Annotated in this window: 10 protein-coding genes; 6 read left to right on the top strand and 4 right to left on the bottom strand. The window is 38.8% G+C overall.

Going from position 1 to position 17,642, the window contains the following annotated elements; genetic code table 11:
- Positions 1–1,143 precede the first annotated feature (1,143 nt).
- The 3 genes from ptsN (at position 1,144) to rlmN (ending at position 4,802) form a co-directional block, all read left to right on the top strand.
- Entirely contained in the window at positions 1,144–1,608 is a 465-nt protein-coding gene (gene ptsN / locus QHG54_RS05910; protein WP_317992508.1) for a PTS IIA-like nitrogen regulatory protein PtsN, read from the top strand.
- Positions 1,609–3,051: 1,443 nt separating this feature from the next.
- Positions 3,052–3,555, top strand: a complete 504-nt coding sequence (locus QHG54_RS05905) for an invasion associated locus B family protein (protein WP_317992570.1) — start codon at positions 3,052–3,054, stop codon at positions 3,553–3,555.
- 41 nt (positions 3,556–3,596) lie between these two features.
- Positions 3,597–4,802: a 23S rRNA (adenine(2503)-C(2))-methyltransferase RlmN gene (gene rlmN, locus QHG54_RS05900; protein WP_406604014.1), complete on the top strand. Its 1,206-nt coding sequence runs from the start codon at positions 3,597–3,599 to the stop codon at positions 4,800–4,802.
- Positions 4,803–4,808: 6 nt separating this feature from the next.
- On the opposite strand, the gene QHG54_RS05895 is transcribed toward rlmN, so the two are convergent.
- Positions 4,809–5,447: a LysE family translocator gene (locus QHG54_RS05895; RefSeq protein ID WP_317992510.1), complete on the bottom strand. Its 639-nt coding sequence runs from the start codon at positions 5,445–5,447 to the stop codon at positions 4,809–4,811.
- A 182-nt stretch (positions 5,448–5,629) separates the two neighbouring features.
- Here QHG54_RS05895 and QHG54_RS05890 point away from each other — a divergent pair, with 182 nt between their 5' ends.
- The 3 genes from QHG54_RS05890 to QHG54_RS05880 all read left to right on the top strand — a co-directional run bounded on the left by QHG54_RS05890 (position 5,630) and on the right by QHG54_RS05880 (position 10,484).
- A complete protein-coding gene (locus QHG54_RS05890; RefSeq protein ID WP_406604013.1) occupies positions 5,630–6,862 on the top strand; it encodes an argininosuccinate synthase in 1,233 nt (410 codons plus the stop codon).
- Between the two features lie 383 nt (positions 6,863–7,245).
- A complete protein-coding gene (locus QHG54_RS05885) occupies positions 7,246–8,907 on the top strand; it encodes a lysine--tRNA ligase (protein WP_406604538.1) in 1,662 nt (553 codons plus the stop codon).
- The gene (locus QHG54_RS05880; RefSeq protein WP_317992512.1) at positions 8,907–10,484 is read left to right on the top strand and encodes a peptide chain release factor 3; all 1,578 of its coding nucleotides are present in this window, start codon (positions 8,907–8,909) and stop codon (positions 10,482–10,484) included. Before QHG54_RS05885 ends, QHG54_RS05880 begins: the two co-directional genes overlap by 1 nt.
- 100 nt (positions 10,485–10,584) lie before the next feature.
- On the opposite strand, the gene trxA is transcribed toward QHG54_RS05880, so the two are convergent.
- The 3 genes from trxA to addB all read right to left on the bottom strand — a co-directional run bounded on the left by trxA (position 10,585) and on the right by addB (position 17,600).
- Positions 10,585–10,908, bottom strand: coding sequence for a thioredoxin (trxA, locus tag QHG54_RS05875; protein ID WP_317992513.1), 324 nt, complete (start codon positions 10,906–10,908; stop codon positions 10,585–10,587).
- Between the two features lie 108 nt (positions 10,909–11,016).
- Entirely contained in the window at positions 11,017–14,481 is a 3,465-nt protein-coding gene (addA, locus tag QHG54_RS05870; RefSeq protein ID WP_406604012.1) for a double-strand break repair helicase AddA, read from the bottom strand.
- The gene (gene addB / locus QHG54_RS05865) at positions 14,478–17,600 is read right to left on the bottom strand and encodes a double-strand break repair protein AddB (protein ID WP_406604011.1); all 3,123 of its coding nucleotides are present in this window, start codon (positions 17,598–17,600) and stop codon (positions 14,478–14,480) included. Before addB ends, addA begins: the two co-directional genes overlap by 4 nt.
- Positions 17,601–17,642: the final 42 nt, after the last annotated feature.

Below are 17,642 nucleotides of genomic sequence, written 5' to 3'. Positions count from 1 at the left end.
ATTGCCATATATTCAGGTGATCAAACATATTTCACAGGATTGGATGAGACTTTATTTTGATTCTTAATACAGCTGTTATCAATAAACATTTCCATTACGTAACCAAGAGCAATTATTTGTATGGGGTGGGAATCATGATAATATCTTAAGAGATTCAAATAAATAAGGAGATATAGTTGTTTGAAGGTAAAGGGAAAATAGGTGTTTTTTAGTTGGGTTTCGTATAAGATTTTTTATGGCGATCGTATTCATCGCGGTGTTGCTAATATGTGCTTTTTCGTGCCAAAATTTCTTTTGTGACTCTAACCTTAAACTGAATTTTTGTTGAGGAGGGATGAAAAAAACCCATCAAAATGGGGTGATATTATTATTTTGTCGGTTTTGTTGCTTTTAATTACACTATGGAAAAGATATCACTAGATTAACTTTATAATGAATGATAAACGAAGCTGTAAATAAATTCATGTATTATGGGAAGGTATATAGAATTAATAATACTTTTCTCTACCGAATCAAATAACGTGTCGATGATGCTGTTTCGGATGTTTTGAGGGTAGCACCATGGGTTATATATATATTACAGTTGTCAAATAGGGGTTGTGGTATTTTGTTGGTTTACTTTGCGCATTTAAAAGCTGGTGCACTACTTTGGATATCAGAACAGATTTACAAGTCTTTTTAAAATATCCATTGAACGTATTAAAGTCTGTTTAAATAATTGTAGTGGGAAGCACTCAAGCTACACTAGTCATCGTCAAAGTGAAGAATCATTTTATCTCAATATGCTCATCATTTTATGAGAGCCAGTTCTTAGAAGGAAGAGGAAGATCTGATGAAGAATTGTACACCAGCTTTTGTGACTAAATGGTCAAAAATTTGTGAATGGTGGTCTTTGTTAGTATCGTAGGGAAATTAATTTTATGAGCACTATATTCCCTTGTTTTCTCATGCTGTTAATGAGGAACTGAAGACTATTTATTGTTGTGCTGATAGTGAATTATGAGATGAATTAGGCCATCACCCGTTACAAATTGAAAAGTAAATACACATACGATGATGCAAGAAAGTGATAGAACTTTAAGTATCCGTACCATTTATTGATTTGTAGGTGAGCATTTGAGCGTGCAAAAGGAAAATTAAAGTATGAATTTGAGTGAGTTAATTGCACCGGAAGCTATTATTCCGGCTCTTAAGGCGAATTCGAAGAAACAAGTTCTGCAAATTTTAGCCGAAAAAGCTGCTGAATTGACGGGCCTTAATGAACGTGTGGTTTTTGATACTGTTTTGCAACGTGAAAAATTAGGCTCAACGGGTCTGGGTGGTGGTATTGCGATTCCTCATGGGAAACTACCTAATATTAACCGAATCACTGGTATATTTGCACGCCTTGAAAGCCCGGTTGATTTTGAGGCTCTCGATGATGAACCTATAGATCTTGTTTTTCTACTTTTGGCACCTGAGAACGCTGGTGCTGACCATTTAAAAGCTTTGTCACAGATTGCACGTGTCTTGCGCCATTCTGATGTTGTTCAAAAATTGCGCAATACGCACGATGCCAATACCCTTCATGCTTTATTGATTCAGAATTCAACATCAAATGCAGCTTGAATGTTTTGTATGGGATAAATCAAAAAAAGTCGCTGTGGTGTATACATTGCGAATAGTGCACCACAGAACAGGTTAAAAGCTGATATAATCTAGGTTAAAGAGCTGAGAGCTCTGATTGCTTTACGTGATTTGAAGAAATTGCTCGCATAAGAAATCCTTGCTTCAAAAAACAAGAAGCAAGAGCAATCGCTGGCTTTTGTTCTTTTTTGCAAATATGCAGTTCCCATTATCATGCTCTTAGGTATCTTTACTTGGAGTATGCATCCGTGAAGTGAAATTTTTTCGCAAGTCAAGATGCTGTGAGTATTTTTCGATAATATTGATACTTAAAATCCAGAAGGATAAGGGGTATCATTTGCTTTGTGTAAGATGGTGAGAGAGGTCAACTACTTAAGGACAGGTTTGGTTTAAATGCCAGCTGCTATATAGAGCCAAGATAGGAAAAACAATTTTGTATGATATGAAAAATCAAGACGATAGATTTGGGATTGAGCAGAGACTTTTTTGTGCGTATAAAAACTTATTTAATCACCGTTTAATCAACTGAGAGGTTGTTTAAAGGATTATAAATAGAAGCTTTAAGAACTGTTGTGGAAAGAAAAGGGGTTAATGTTTATCATTATCTTACAATGAGATAGCGATGTTTGCCAAATGAATTTCTCAGAAGTTTTTGCTGAAAGAGAGGGGATGGGGTTCGTACGTTGAAACAGTATGGTTAAGCCGGTTTTAATGAGTGGCATCGCTTCAGAAATTAGCAATGTAAGATGATATGGCATATGGCGAGAGTAAATGATATCAAAGTAGGCAAAATTATATACGGTGGTTGAAGCAGGAACTTATACGTTTTGTGTTTTATGGCAAAAATGCTTATAATTGATAATATTGGGTAATTTTTTGCAAAATGATTTTAAGATTGTAGAAGGGGGTAACTAGACAACATTGAACAGGAGTATGGATACGCTATAATTGGAGAAAGGAGAGAGTATTTTATGATTTTTACTAACGCAAATGCGTTTAGTGTGTTAAATTTATTGATGCTATCCGAAAGGCTGTGAAATTTGGAGTGTTCTTTAAGGGAACGCATGTTTAAGGTTATGTAACAAATTGCTTGCAGTAAAATAGTGTAGTTTTTTTCTTAACAGAGTGATGGTATGTTCATATTTTATTTTGAAATCCAATTGCTTAAAGAGGTAAATTTTTATACAAAAAACAAAATTGGTGAAATAAAATCAAAATGTTGTTTTTTAAAATCTGGTTATTGAATAAGAAATTCATGTTTTAGTAACAACTAAAAGATCACAATATAGATGTAAAAAATCTGTTCTGATTAGCGGAAAAATGTTTCGCTTAAGGAGGGGGGGATGAAACAACTAAACTAAAGCATTGACGAGCTTTTCAATGAAGAGAATCTTGTTAGAGACTAAAGAAGTGAGCTAAATGAAGATGTTTAAAAAAACTGTTATTGCTGCATCTGTAATGGTTTTAGTTACTGCTGGAACGGTATGGGCACAAGCACCAAGCCGTTTAGACCAATTTGAGGCTTGGGGAGCCTATTCTTATAAATCGCCAGGAAATACAATTTGCTATGTATTGTCGGTACCCTTAGAGGCACTTCCAACAACGGTCAATCATGGTGATAATTTCTTTTTGGTCACCAAGCGTTCTCATTCGCCTGTTTCGTTTGAACCACAATTCATGGCTGGTTATACACTTAAAGAAGGGTCAAAGGTTACTGTGACCATTGGAAATCAGAATTTTGATTTTTTCACGAAGGATTCTTCAGCTTGGTTAGCATCATCAGCTTTAGAAAAACAGTTTGTTTCTGCTATGCGTGCTGGAAGAAATATGACAGTAAAAGCACTTTCAAAACGGGGAACCAATACGACTTATACTTATTCCTTAAAAGGGGTGACCGCTGCATTAAATGCAGCGCAAAAATGCCATTAAGGTCTCTGTAACTCTAAAATAGCGATATAAATTGGAAAAAAATGGCCGTTTCATATGACCTCAAACCAGTTGGTGCATGCTTAGCACGAGAATCGGATAATGTTGTCGTGAAGGAGAGATCTAAGCTTTCTTTAATTGGCTTATTGCAGGATGAAATGGTCGAAGCTTTAAGGGCAATAGGTGTTCCAGAGCGTCAAACGCGTATGCGTGTACGTCAACTCTGGCATTGGCTTTATGTGCGTGGCGTTTCAAATTTTGATGAAATGCTAAACATTTCTAAACCAATGCAAGAAATGCTTAAAAACCATTTTTCCATTGCACGTCCGGAAATTGTTGCAGAACAAATATCAAAAGATGGTACACGTAAATGGCTGTTGCGTTTTCCAGCACGTGGAGCTGGAAAACCTGTTGAAATTGAAACAGTTTATATTCCTGAAGAAGGGCGTGGTACTTTATGTATTTCATCTCAGGTAGGATGCACGTTAACTTGTTCTTTTTGCCATACGGGAACACAGGTGCTTGTTCGCAATCTGACCGCGGAAGAAATTTTGGCGCAGTTATTGGTTGCACGTGATTGTTTGGGTGATTTTCCTGATAAAAAGATTCCTGATGGTGCAATTGTTCCAATTGAAGGGCGTAAAATTACCAATATCGTTATGATGGGGATGGGGGAACCACTTTATAATTTTGAAGCAGTCAAAAAAGCTTTATTAATCGCTTCTGATGGAGATGGACTCTCTTTGTCAAAACGTCGAATTACCCTTTCAACCAGTGGGGTGGTCCCTGAAATCATACGAACGGGGAAGGAAATTGGGGTCATGTTGGCGATTTCACTCCATGCGGTGCGCGATACGCTACGAGATATGCTTGTTCCAATCAATAAAAAATACCCACTTGCAATGTTAATGGAAGCTTGCCGTCATTATCCAGGTCTTTCGAATGCTAAGAGAATTACATTTGAATATGTTATGCTGAAAGATGTAAATGATAGTTTGGATGATGCCAAACGGTTGGTTCAGTTACTTAAAGGTATTCCTGCTAAGATCAATTTGATTCCTTTTAATCCATGGCCAGGGACGAATTACCAAAGTTCTGATTGGGAACAAATTGAACGCTTTGCTGATGTGGTTAATCAAGCAGGTTATGCCTCACCTATTCGGATACCGCGTGGACGCGATATTTTAGCTGCGTGTGGCCAGCTTAAATCTGCTTCAGAACGTTTACGTAAATCTGAACGTTTGCAATGAATGACTTCAATTTTCATCAATAAGAATACGTAGAGCAAAACTGGTGAAAATGCCTGCGATAAGCCAATCAAGAAGGCGTATATAAGTAGGATTTTGCTTCATGCCATTGGAAAATTTATGAGCCATAAAAACTATAGAAATGGTAATGGGTAGAGAAATAGGAATATAAGAGAGACCCAAAATGAGCAATTTTTGCGTAGCCATAGGGTCATTTGCATTGATAAATTGTGGCAAGAAAGTCATGTTAAAAAGGATGACTTTGGGATTTAAGAGATTAATTCCAATAGCAGTGAGATAATTGCGTTTAAGACTTTGGTGTTTGGGGGATGTCTTTTTTAAAGAAAATGTCGAATGTTTACGCAATGCCTGAAAGGCAAGCCATAGGAGGTAAAAGGCACCTACAACTTTAAGAAGAGAAAAAGCGCGCGGTGAGGTAAAAATGAGTGCTGATATGCCAAGTGCTACAGCAACAACTTGAATAGCAAAACCCGTTGCACTTCCTAAAGCACACATAATTCCAGCTTTTTTATTTTGTGCAATCGTGCGTGCTACTGACAACATAATATCGGGTCCTGGAATGAGTGCTAGAACCAACGATGCTGAGAAAAATTGTATCATGCTAGACCACTCAGGGAAAAATGACATGTAAATCTCCGTTATTCTTTAAAAGAGCTGTTCATGACTTATACCCCTCACACAAACGCTCTTCTTTACGCTTTTTCGTTCTTTTTTGCATCTGTTTAATGTTGCTTAAGGGGAATTTATTTTCATTGCTTGCATAGTTTTGATTTCTGAGTAAAAAGAAAGCAAATAATGTGGGCTTTAAAATGAAAAAATGGAAAAATGTTAAGAAAGTTGTTTTGGCTTATTCAGGAGGGCTGGATACGTCAATTATTCTTAAATGGCTACAAAGTGAACTAGGTGTTGAAGTTGTAACCTTTACAGCCGATTTAGGCCAAGGAGAAGAGTTAGAGACGGCACGTCGTAAAGCTGAAATATTAGGCGTTCAAGAAATTTATATTGAAGATCTACGTGAAGAGTTCGTGCGTGATTTTGTGTTTCCAATGTTTCGAGCCAATGCAGTTTATGAAGGGTGCTATCTTTTAGGGACATCAATTGCTCGTCCACTCATTTCAAAACGCCTTATTGAAATTGCCAAGGAAACAGGTGCAGATGCAATCGCCCATGGAGCGACAGGAAAAGGTAATGACCAAGTTCGCTTTGAGCTTTCTGCTTATGCTCTTAATCCTGATATCAAAATTATTGCTCCATGGCGTGATTGGTCGTTTAAAAGTCGGACAGAGTTGGTTGAATTTGCGCATGCACATCAAATTCCAGTAGAGAAGGATAATCAAGGCGAGGCTCCTTTTTCGGTTGATGCAAATTTATTGCACTCATCATCAGAGGGTAAAGTTTTGGAAGATCCAGCAATTCCTGCTCCTGAATATGTGCATATGCGCACACTTTCTCCAGAAGCTGCTCCAGATCAAGCAACCATAATCAAGATAGGCTTTAAAAAAGGTGATGCCGTTTCGATTAATGGAAAAAATTTATCTCCTGCTGTTTTACTTGCTGAATTGAATAATTATGGACGCGACAACGGTATAGGGCGTTTAGATTTGGTAGAAAATCGCTTTATAGGTATGAAATCACGTGGCATTTATGAAACGCCGGGTGGAACCATTCTTTTAACAGCTCATCGTGCAATCGAATCCTTAACATTGGATCGTGGTGCAGCGCATTTGAAAGATGAATTAATGCCGCGTTATGCAGAGCTCATTTATTATGGCTTTTGGTTTTCACCTGAACGTAAGATGTTACAAGCAGCTATTGATTTATCTCAAGAAAATGTTGAAGGCGAAGTTACGCTAAAGCTTTATAAAGGTAATGTGATTGTTGAAGGTCGTGAAAGCAAAAAATCGCTTTATTCTCATAAATTAGTAACTTTTGAGGATGATCAGGGTGCTTATGATCAAAAAGATGCTTCCGGTTTTATTAAATTAAATGCATTACGTCTACGTACATTAGCAGCACGCTCATTAACACATACAGAAACATGACAGAAGTCATTTTAAAAGTGTTAAGAGCAGAACGGTTTTTATATCAAAATTGAAGAGGGCAATTTCTTTAATTGATTTTGCTTACAGATGGATTATTTATCGATCATTGAGTTCAATGCTAGAGGTTTTGCTTTCTTGCTGATAAGTATAATAAGAAAAACCTATAAGCAGAACGATTAAAGTACCGATAATCAAAACAAGAAAATTGCGATTCATAATATTCACACTTTTGTTTACGTAAAATATAAACAAAACAATAGGGCGAATACTAATTATGGCGAAATTGTGATAAGGGTTTGTGCCTTTTCGCTTGCTATTATTGACGAATAAATTCAAGAACCATACACCATATCGTGAAAGAATTTAATTTTAGGATAAAGATGATGATGCGTGACCAGTGTGATACCTTTAGCTTTACACCCGAATTAAGAGATATAGCTGTTCAATCAAAAGCTTGGCCGTTTGAAGAAGCACGCAAAATTATCAAACGTTATGAAAAAACTGGTTACCCAGAGACGGTTTTATTTGAAACAGGTTATGGGCCGTCTGGCTTACCACATATCGGGACTTTTGGAGAAGTAGCACGTACGACTATGGTGCGTCACGCATTTCGTGTTTTAACTGAGAATAAAATTAAAACAAAACTTCTTTGTTTTTCTGATGATATGGATGGTTTGCGTAAAGTTCCTGATAATGTGCCTGACCGCGAAAAAATGGAAAGCTATCTTGGTCAACCGCTTAGTTGTGTTCCAGATCCTTTTGGGGATGTTTATCCTTCTTTTGGGGCAGCAAATAATGCGCGCTTACGTGCTTTTCTTGATCGTTTTGGTTTTGATTATGAATTTGCTAGCGCTACTGATTATTACACTTCTGGTCGTTTTGATGAAACACTTTTAAAAATACTCGCCTGTTATGACAAGGTTATGGAAATTATACTTCCGACATTAGGTGAAGAACGGCGAGCAACTTATTCACTCTTTTTACCCATTTCTCCCATTTCTGGAAAAGTATTACAGGTACCGATGATCGACCGTAATGTTGAAAAAGGCACTGTTACCTATATCGAGCCTGATACAGGCGAAACCATTGAAACAAAGGTAACGGGGGGGAGAGTCAAGTGTCAATGGAAGGTGGATTGGGCAATGCGCTGGAAAGCGCTAGGGGTTGATTATGAAATGGCGGGAAAAGATCTTATCGATTCCACAAATCTTTCTTCTAAAATTTGCAAAGTGCTTGGTGGAATTCCACCCGAAGGGTTTAATTATGAGCTCTTTTTGGATGATAAGGGGCAGAAAATTTCCAAATCCAAAGGAAATGGTTTAACCATTGATGAGTGGCTGACTTATGCACCAACAGAGAGTTTAGGGCTTTATATGTTTTCAAAGCCAAAAACAGCAAAACGGCTTTATTTTGATGTTATTCCAAAAGCTGTTGATGAATATTATGCGCATCTTTCTGCTTATGGTCGCCAAGAATGGAAAGAGCGGCTGAATAACCCTGTATGGCATCTTCATAACGGTTGTCCTCCGCAGGGTGATTTGCCTGTGTCCTTTGCTATGCTACTGAATTTGGTTAGTGCTTCCAATGCGGAGAATAAAGAAGTTCTTTGGGGCTTTATTTCTCGCTATGCTAAAGGAGCAAATGCACAAACTTATCCGGCACTTGATCAGTTGGTGCAATGTGCCATTAAATATTTTGATGTTTTTGTTAAACCAAATAAAAAATTTCGAATCCCTGATGAGAGTGAGCGCGCAACATTAGCGAAGATTGATGCAAAATTAGCTAGTTTGCCAGAAACTGTTGATGGAAACATTCTTCAAAATGCGCTTCTTGATATTGCACGTTTAACGGAACGCTATCAAGATCATAGTAAAAAAAGTCCTGAGGGGGGGCCAGGTGTTTCAAATGTCTTTTTTCAAATGCTTTATGAAGTCCTTTTAGGGCAAGAGAGAGGACCACGTTTTGGGTCATTTATTGCGCTTTATGGGGTTAATGAAATGCGCGCACTCATTGCTGAAGCGCTTGCACGGCCTATGGGGGAATAATGGAAAAGAGAGCGCAAGAAGTAAAACGGCGTCGCACATTTGCGATCATCGCGCATCCTGATGCAGGGAAAACAACGCTAACAGAGAAACTTTTATTGTTTGGTGGCGCTATTCAGCTTGCTGGTGAAGTGAAGGCAAAAAAGGACCGTATTCAAACCCGCTCTGATTGGATGAATATTGAACGTGATCGTGGTATTTCTGTCGTGACATCGGTGATGACTTTTGAATATGAAGATCATATTTTTAATTTGTTAGATACTCCAGGTCATGAAGATTTCGCGGATGATACATATCGCACCCTTACAGCTGTTGATAGTGCTATCATGGTATTGGATGGTGCACGCGGAATTGAGCCGAGAACACTGAAACTGTTTGAAGTGTGTCGGATGCGGGATATTCCTATTGTTACTTTTGTCAATAAAATGGATCGTGAGGCGTGTGATCCTTTAGAAACTTTAGATGAAATTGAAGAAAAGCTTGCGCTTGATACTGCACCAATCACATGGCCTATTGGTATGGGTAAAGATTTTGCTGGCACTTTTAATCTCCATCACAATTATTTTCGTCAAAAAGATGATGAGATAACTCCACAGAAAGTTTCAGGACCTGATGAGGTTGCGCAATTGCTTCCTGAAAATCAACGGGCGCTCTTTATTGAAGAAGTCGAACTTGCTCGTAGTGCCTGCAAGAATTTCGATTTGCAAGCTTTTCGTGAAGGACATATGACACCAGTTTATTTCGGTTCGGCTTTACGAAATTTTGGTGTTCGTGATTTGATTGATGCGCTTGTCGATTTTGGTCCAAGTCCTCGTGATCAGATTGCAGATCAACGCAGTGTCATAGCAACTGAACAAAAAATGGCAGGATTTGTCTTTAAAATTCAGGCTAATATGGATCCTAACCATCGTGACCGTATTGCATTTTTGCGGGTGTGTTCGGGGACGCTTGAACGTGGTATGAAAACAAAGTTGGTACGCACAGGAAAACCAATGACTCTTTCTGCACCACAATTTTTCTTTGCTCGTTCGCGTCAAATTGCTGATAAAGCCTATGCTGGTGATATAGTTGGCATTCCCAATCACGGAACGTTACGTATTGGTGATACACTGACGGAGGGAGAGGATATTCTTTTTAAGGGTGTACCCAACTTTGCACCGGAAATTTTACGTCGTGTTAGTTTGGGCGATCCAATGAAAGCAAAAAAGCTTAAGGAAGCTTTACGACAAATGGCTGAAGAAGGCGTCGTGCAATTATTTATTCCAGATGATGGATCACCTGCTCTTATTGGGGTGATTGGTGCTTTGCAAATTGATGTCTTAACGGAGCGGTTGAAGGTGGAATATTCTTTACCAGTGAGTTTTGAATCAGCGCGCTTTAGTGTATGCCGTTGGATTTCGGCAGAGGATAAAGATGAATTGCAAAAATTTGTAACCAGTCATCGTTCTGCTATTGCTCATGATTTGGATAATGATCCAGTTTTTTTGGCAGAGAATCATTTTTCATTGAATTATGAAGCAGAACGAGCACCTAAAATAAAATTTTCAGCTTTTAAAGATTATCAAATACGCTTTGAATAAACCGACATTTTTTCTATGTGAAAAGAATTATTCTTAAAAATTAGATAAAAGGGAGAGGTAAGATTCCTCTCCTTTTTGACAAAAGTTACTGTGAATAAACTTAACAAAGCCCCTCTTTAATCCATTCAGAAACACGTCCTTTAGGAGCAGCACCAACCATATTTGATGAGACATTTCCACCTTTGAACATCAATAATGTAGGAATTGAGCGCACTCCGTACTGGGTAGCAAGCTCCGGATTTTCATCAATATTTACTTTGGCAATTTTGATTTGATCTTTCATTTCTGTTGCAATTTCATCCAAAATCGGTGCAATCATTTTGCAAGGACCACACCATTCTGCCCAAAAATCAACCACAACAGGGATGGAAGAAGCAAGAACTTCACTTTTGAAATTGTTCTTATCAATTTTTATACATGTCATTGATTTATCCTTTATATTTACTTTTATACATTGGTATGAGGGTACTTCATATCAAGTTATTACGAAGATAAATTATGATAAGCTTTAGGGGAAAGTGTTTTCTTAAGCTTATATGGCAATTTCATCAAGAAGCGCATCGAGTTTTTCTGGAGGAAGTTTAAAAATTTTTACTTCTTTGCTGTAGACAAGAAGAGCTTGGATATCTTTGTTGGGATAAATAGCTTGTAGCAGTTTTCGATAAAGAGCCATCTGTAGAAAATAGCGTGGGGCAATAGCAGCTTCGTCTGCTGGTGGGGTTCCCGTTTTAAAGTCAGCAAAGATAATGCTATTTTGTGTGATGTAGAGACGGTCAATTTGACCAGAAATTGCTTGTTCTTTTCCACGAATTTTAACAATGCCCATCAAGGAAACTTCAGCACGAGAATGGTCAGAGAAGAGGGGTTTGAGGTAGGAATGATCTAAAATCTGCCAAACATGATGAAGTGCTTTTTCTTTTTGAGATTCATCCCAGTGAGAGGCTTTAGTATTGAGATAGTGTCGAGCGTAGTCTCGACGTTTTTGGGGAGCACAATTGGGTAGATATTGCAGCAATCGGTGAACAATATTACCATATTCAATGAAAAAAGCTCTATTGGTATTTGTTTCTCCCAAAACAGGCGAAATGCTAAACTGTTTTGGATGAGAAGAAAACTCGGTATCAGCTTCAATGGAAAGACTAGCAACAGAGGGTCTTAACGGTTTCGGTAAGGCTGGTTCTGCTGGTAGTTTATGGGAGAAAAAATCGGGTAAAGGTGGGAGCGCTTGGCACTCAGTACAAGATACCTCTTGATTTATTGGGGTAGAAGACGAAGGTGTGATGTGGTAGCGCCAAGCTGCAATATCTTCCGCAGGACCTCTTATAGCAACCGCGTGCGGTTTAAGAGCTTTCTTTACCAACTGTAGCCATGTATGAGGGGAGGTTTTCTTACCGCTATATCCACAAATAAACAATCGATCTTCAGCACGTGTCATTCCTACATAGAGAAGGCGTTTATACTCTTCTTCTGCACGTTCTTTTAAATGCGACAGCGCTTTTTCAGAGGGTTTTGTATTAAATTCTGCATTTGGACGCCAGATGAATGCTTCTTGTCCATTTCTTAAGGAAACTTTGAGTAAATGAGGTGCATGTTGAGGGTGCCAGATTGCACTACCAGGATCAACCAAAAAAACAACAGCAGCTTCAAGTCCTTTTGCGGCATGAACAGTCATAATACGGACTTCTTCATGGTTTTGATCAAACTCACGTTTAATTTCTGGTTCGCTTGCACTTAATATTTCCAAAAAAGCTTGTAACCCTGGTAAACCAGTTTTTTGAATAGTGAGCGTGTAATCCATGAAAGCATCAAGCACATCATTTGCCTCAGAACCTAAACGGGCTAGAATTTTTTGTCGTCCCTTATCATTGTTTAGAATATGGCTATAGAATTCAAAAACCGGCATTTTATCAACGAAAGTGCGGTATTTGCTAAGATTTTCAAAGGCGTCTTTAAAAGAAGCACGCGATGGCGCATGTAGACAAAGGCTTTGCCAAAGGGAACCTGTGCGGTGCGCTGCAAGCTGATAAAGTTCTTCTTCAGTGAGTGCAAAAAGTGGACTTTTTAAAACACAAGCAAGAGAAAGATCATCTTGTGGTTGCAAAACAAAACGTCCAAGCGCCATCAAATCTCGCACACTAATATGGTTGGTAAGCTGTAAACGATCTGCACCAGCGATGGGAATATTGCGCTGTTTAAGTGCACGGGAAAGTGCGAAAACAAATTGATCACGCTTACGAACGAGGATCATAATGTCATTGGCACGCATTAAGCGTCCTTTTGCAGTTAGCATTTCTCCTTTGTGTAACCAGTCTGCGATGGTTTCGGCAATTTTTTCCGCCAGACGTACTTCAGGTGTATCTAAATGATCAACAGTTAAATGCCAATCGTCAGGAAATTCATCAGTTTCTTTGGAAAGTGCATCCCATAAAATAACATCACCGGGGCTGTGAATACGAATAGCTTCGTGCACCGTTTTTGTATTTTCTGCTGAAAGCCCCTTGTAATTTTCTGGTGTTTCAAAGACAAGATCAACACTTTTAAGGACATCAGCTGTAGAGCGAAAAGAATAATTCAGTTGCACTTTTTCAAATTTTTGTTTCGCTTGCTGCGCTTTTTTTTGAATCACTCGTCCATTTGCAGAAAAATTTTCTGGTGCAGCACCTTGAAAAGAATAGATAGATTGCTTTTCATCTCCAACAGCAAAAAGAGTGCGTATATTGTCACGTTGGCTATAACCTGTAAAAAATTCTTGCGCCAAAAGTTGAATAATTTGCCATTGTTCAGGGTTGGTATCTTGTGCTTCATCAAGCAAAATATGGTCAAGGCCGTTATCAAGTTTATAGTGCACCCATTGGCTTGCACCTTTACGCTGCAACAAATGAAGAGTGCGTTCAATGAGATCATCAAAATCTAAGAGGCCATTGGCTTTTTTTAAATTGGCATAGATTTTGAGATAAATGGCACAAAGCTGAAAAGCCGCCATATTGAGTGTAACGACTTTTACGCATTGATATTTCTCTAAAAGAACAGAAAGTTTGCTTTGTTTGTCTTCAATCATTTGTTGAATAAAGGGCCAAATTTCATCTGATTTTTTAGAAGCTACAAGTGAAAAATTACGGGGATCACCTGTCGATTTAAAGTAAATATTTGAAATAATATTGATGATTTCTGTTTCATGAGAAGCGCTATCTAATTGGGAAAATTGCGCTATTATATTCTTAGTATTTTTATTACCGTAGGTTTGGCAATGTGTAAGAGCATAAAGAGGCAGACGAGCAGTCTGTTGAATTTTTTCCAGTAGTTGTTGGTTTGTTTCATCGGGCGCTAAATTAAATAACGCACGAAATTGCTCTTCTCCGTTTTCAGAGAGAATAAAGGATAAAAAACCAGAAAGTTTATGCTGCTTTTTGGCTGCTTCATACAGCAATTGATTAAAAGTATTTTCATTGATAACTTTAAGAAGCTGTTTTAAAGCGGGTTGTGCATCGTGATGCATTAAAAGTTGACGGCGAGCTTCTTGTAATAATTTTTTTCGATTGATATCATCGGTAAGTTCGAAATGCCCAGCAATATTGGCTTCTAACATAAATTGGTGCAAGAGAGATTCACAGAATGCGTGAATAGTTTGAATTTTTAAGCCCCCTGGTGTTTCAAGGGCACGAGCGAAGAGTTGACGAGCATAGGTTAATTTTTGCGCATTAATGGGTTTATTTTCAAGCTGTGATAAGGTTTTTTGAAGCTGTGTATCATCGAGTTCATTCCAGTTGGAAAGTGTGCGAAAAATCCGTGATTGCATAACGGCTGCTGCTGCTCTCGTATAAGTAAGGCATAAAATGCGTGCGGGAGGGGTACCATTTAAAAGTAAACGGATAACACGTTCGCTTAAAACATGGGTTTTTCCAGACCCAGCATTTGCAGAAACCCACACGTTTGTTTTGGGATGTGTTGCCGTTGCTTGTGCATCAAGTGCTGCTTCAGGAATAGAAAAAAGAGTCATGATTGCCCTTCTTTATGAATACCGCTTGACCATTCCCATAAGCGTGCCAAATGGTCATAGTCACCTTCATATCGTTTTTTTAAAGGGACTGCGTGTGAAAGATAGCCTTGTTGTGGATTTTGATAATACTCCATTAATGCAATAAGATGTTCCCATGCTTTTTCACCAAGAGCAATAGCGCTTTGGTAATCTTTTTCTCCTTTATTAGAAAGAATAGATTGAGGTTTGATTTCACCTTTTCCGTTTAGGGCAATGTAAAATAAATTGGAGGGAGTAAAATCTTGAAAATCTGTGAAGGCTCCTTGCATGAGTAAAGCTGTTTCCAGTGCTAATTGTGGAAACAATAAATCACGAACTTGTTTTGATAAGGGAGGGGTGCTGGTTTTAAAATCAAGAATTTCAACCATTTTACTTGGCAAAACATCAATCCGATCAGCACGTCCTGAAAGGGTTACGCCTGTTGTGCCTATGGGTATTTTTTGGGAGACTACTTCGGCATGTCGTTCTCGAGGCTCGAGATTTCGTTCCCATTGGATAAAAAACGGAGCAAAATTTTCAAAATTGGTCCACCAGATTGCTTTAATATCGGGAGGTAAATTTAATTTATCAAATTCTTTATGCCCGATATTTAGGAGTACGTCTAATGCATTTACAGCATTTGGATTTTTTATTTGCGTGCAAAAAGCAGCAAGAATAGCGTGATAAAGTGTTCCACGCTCAGCAGCACAAGGATCATGAAGGAGCGCTTTAAGTGGTTTAAGCCGCAAGATTTTTTTGGCATAAATGGCATAAGGATCATACCGCAACGTTTCTATTTCAGTGACCGAAAAATGGCGTGGGCGTATATCAAGGGGAGGGACAGGGCAAGGACGTGTCGCAGAGGCAGTTACGTTTGTATTGTCAAGCATTTTCGTCCAGTAGAGTACATGTTCACCTCGTGCACGGATTTGCTTCCAAACCTGTTTTCCTACAACTGTTTCTAGACGTTGTAGCCAACGTGAAGGAATGGAAGGAACGTGATTAACCCGTAGAGCGCGACTTATCACCACTTTATTCATTCCCATAGCCCACTGAAAATCATGTGCGGAAAGGCCAATACGCTGTTCTGGCGGTTCGAGAGTTAACATCATTTTCATCGGCCGCGATAAAAAAGCATCATTGCGGGTTGTGATAGGCCATGAGCCTTCATTAAGACCGCCGATAACTACGGTATCAACTGTTTGCAAACGTGATTCTAAAGTACCCCAGATAAATAAACGTGGATGTCCCCCTGGAGAAGGCGTAACGGAGCGCGTTGCTATTAGGGCCGAAAACATAGCGGGCCATTCGCAGAGATGGAATTTTAAGCCAGATTGATCACTCACCAATTCACGCAAAAAAGTTGATAAGGCTTGTCCTGCTTCATGTTGATAAAGATTTACAAGAGAATCGTTTTCGTCACGCCCAAAATTTTCAAGGACCTCAACAGTTGCTATTGCTGCTTCATTTATGGTGCATTCCTTCTCTTGTTTCATGAGAGATGCTAAAGGTTCAACGGCTTTAGTTAAAAGATGACAAAGCAAATGTATTTCTTCGTTCTTTTGTTGATCAAGGGCATTGGTTTCAGAAGTATTGTGGGAATATGTTTCTATCCACTTTTCAAGAAATTGGTCACATTCACAAAGATTAATACGACCAGTACTTCCTCGAAGAACAAAGAGTTCAAAATTTTCTGCCATTTCGCGCAAACGATGACGGCTTTGTTGGAGTGTTGTGAGTGGATGTTTAAGAAGGGAAAGAAAAGCAATTGGATCACTGGGCTGAAATATATTTTCTAAAAGAAGCCGTAACAGAGTTGAAGGCAACGTTTGTGCAAGTGGTATTCCTCCTGAATCATTTGCTTCAATTCCAAATCTCTGTAGTTCAGCGGAGACACGGCGTGCTAAATTACGGTCATTTGTAATAAGAGCTGCAGTTTTTTGAGGTTCTTCAATGGCATTGCGTAAGGCAACAGCAAGAGCAAGAGCTTCTTCGCGCTCGTTTATAGCTTCAATGAATGACCAATCTGCACAAAGATTTTCATAATCATCGCGGACAATTTTTACCCATTGGTCTGTTGTAGAAGCTGGTCGGAGTGCTTCTGATACAATGGCTGCACGTTTTTCCTTTATTGCACTTTGTTGGCCAATTTCACGGACATGAATGCGGTGACATTTCATGAGAGAGAGAAGTTTTTTTAAATGATATTGAGGATGACTGAAGGCATTCGTTGTGTGGTCGAAAAAATCACTAGTTACTTTTTCTTCATTGATTGCGCCCAAAGCATCCCATTGTTCTTCATCCATCTGAAGATCAAGACCTGGAAGAACAACAGCTCCTTTTGGTAGGCGAGAAATTACCTTTAAAAGATGAGAAACTGCGGGAATAGAACCCGCAACACCAGCTGCAATTATAGGTTTATTAGGCTGTGTGTGGTGTAAAGTTTTTGCATGCATTTTGAGTGCTTGATTGCGCCATTCAGCAGGATTGCTTCTTTGTCTTTCTTGTAAGATTTGTGGCCAGCTCTGTGTGACAATGGTAAGGAAATTGAGGGTTATTTGCCACCATTCGGCTATCATATCAGGTGCAATTTCTTTAAGCTTTGACCAATCTGCTGCTTCTGTTTCAATTTCGTCCATCAAATGTGCTAAATCCTGAGCAAGCCAAATTGCATCGGCAGTATGGGCAGGAATAAGGACATCTTCTGTATCAAACATCGCACGTAGGTGAGTAGGCAAATTTTCACGCCAAGGACGAATAAGGCGCGCTAAAAGCAGAAGACGTTCACTTTCTCCAAGAGGAGGGTTCAGAGTGTTGGTATGGTTTTCAACAAAAAGGAAACTGTCTTCGTCCAGATCTCCTAGAGCGCGGATAGTTGGCAAAAAAGTTGACCGTGTATCGCTTCTTTCAACAAAGGCAGTGCGTAAAGCACGAGCAGCACGACGTGTTGGCACATAAATGAGGGTATCAGCAAGAGCAGTTTGGATATCTCCATTTGGTGCAAAGCCATCAATAAGAGCACCTGAAAGCAATGCATCGACAAAATGCGAGAGAAAAGAAGTCCCTGAAGAAATAGAAAAAACACGTGGTGTATGGCTCATTTACCCTCGTTTGAGATATATGGAAAATATTCCATTCTTATT

It is taken from the genome of Bartonella gliris (assembly GCF_045277155.1).
In the GTDB taxonomy this organism is placed as follows: domain Bacteria; phylum Pseudomonadota; class Alphaproteobacteria; order Rhizobiales; family Rhizobiaceae; genus Bartonella; species Bartonella gliris.
This window is presented reverse-complemented; position numbering and strand designations above follow the sequence as displayed.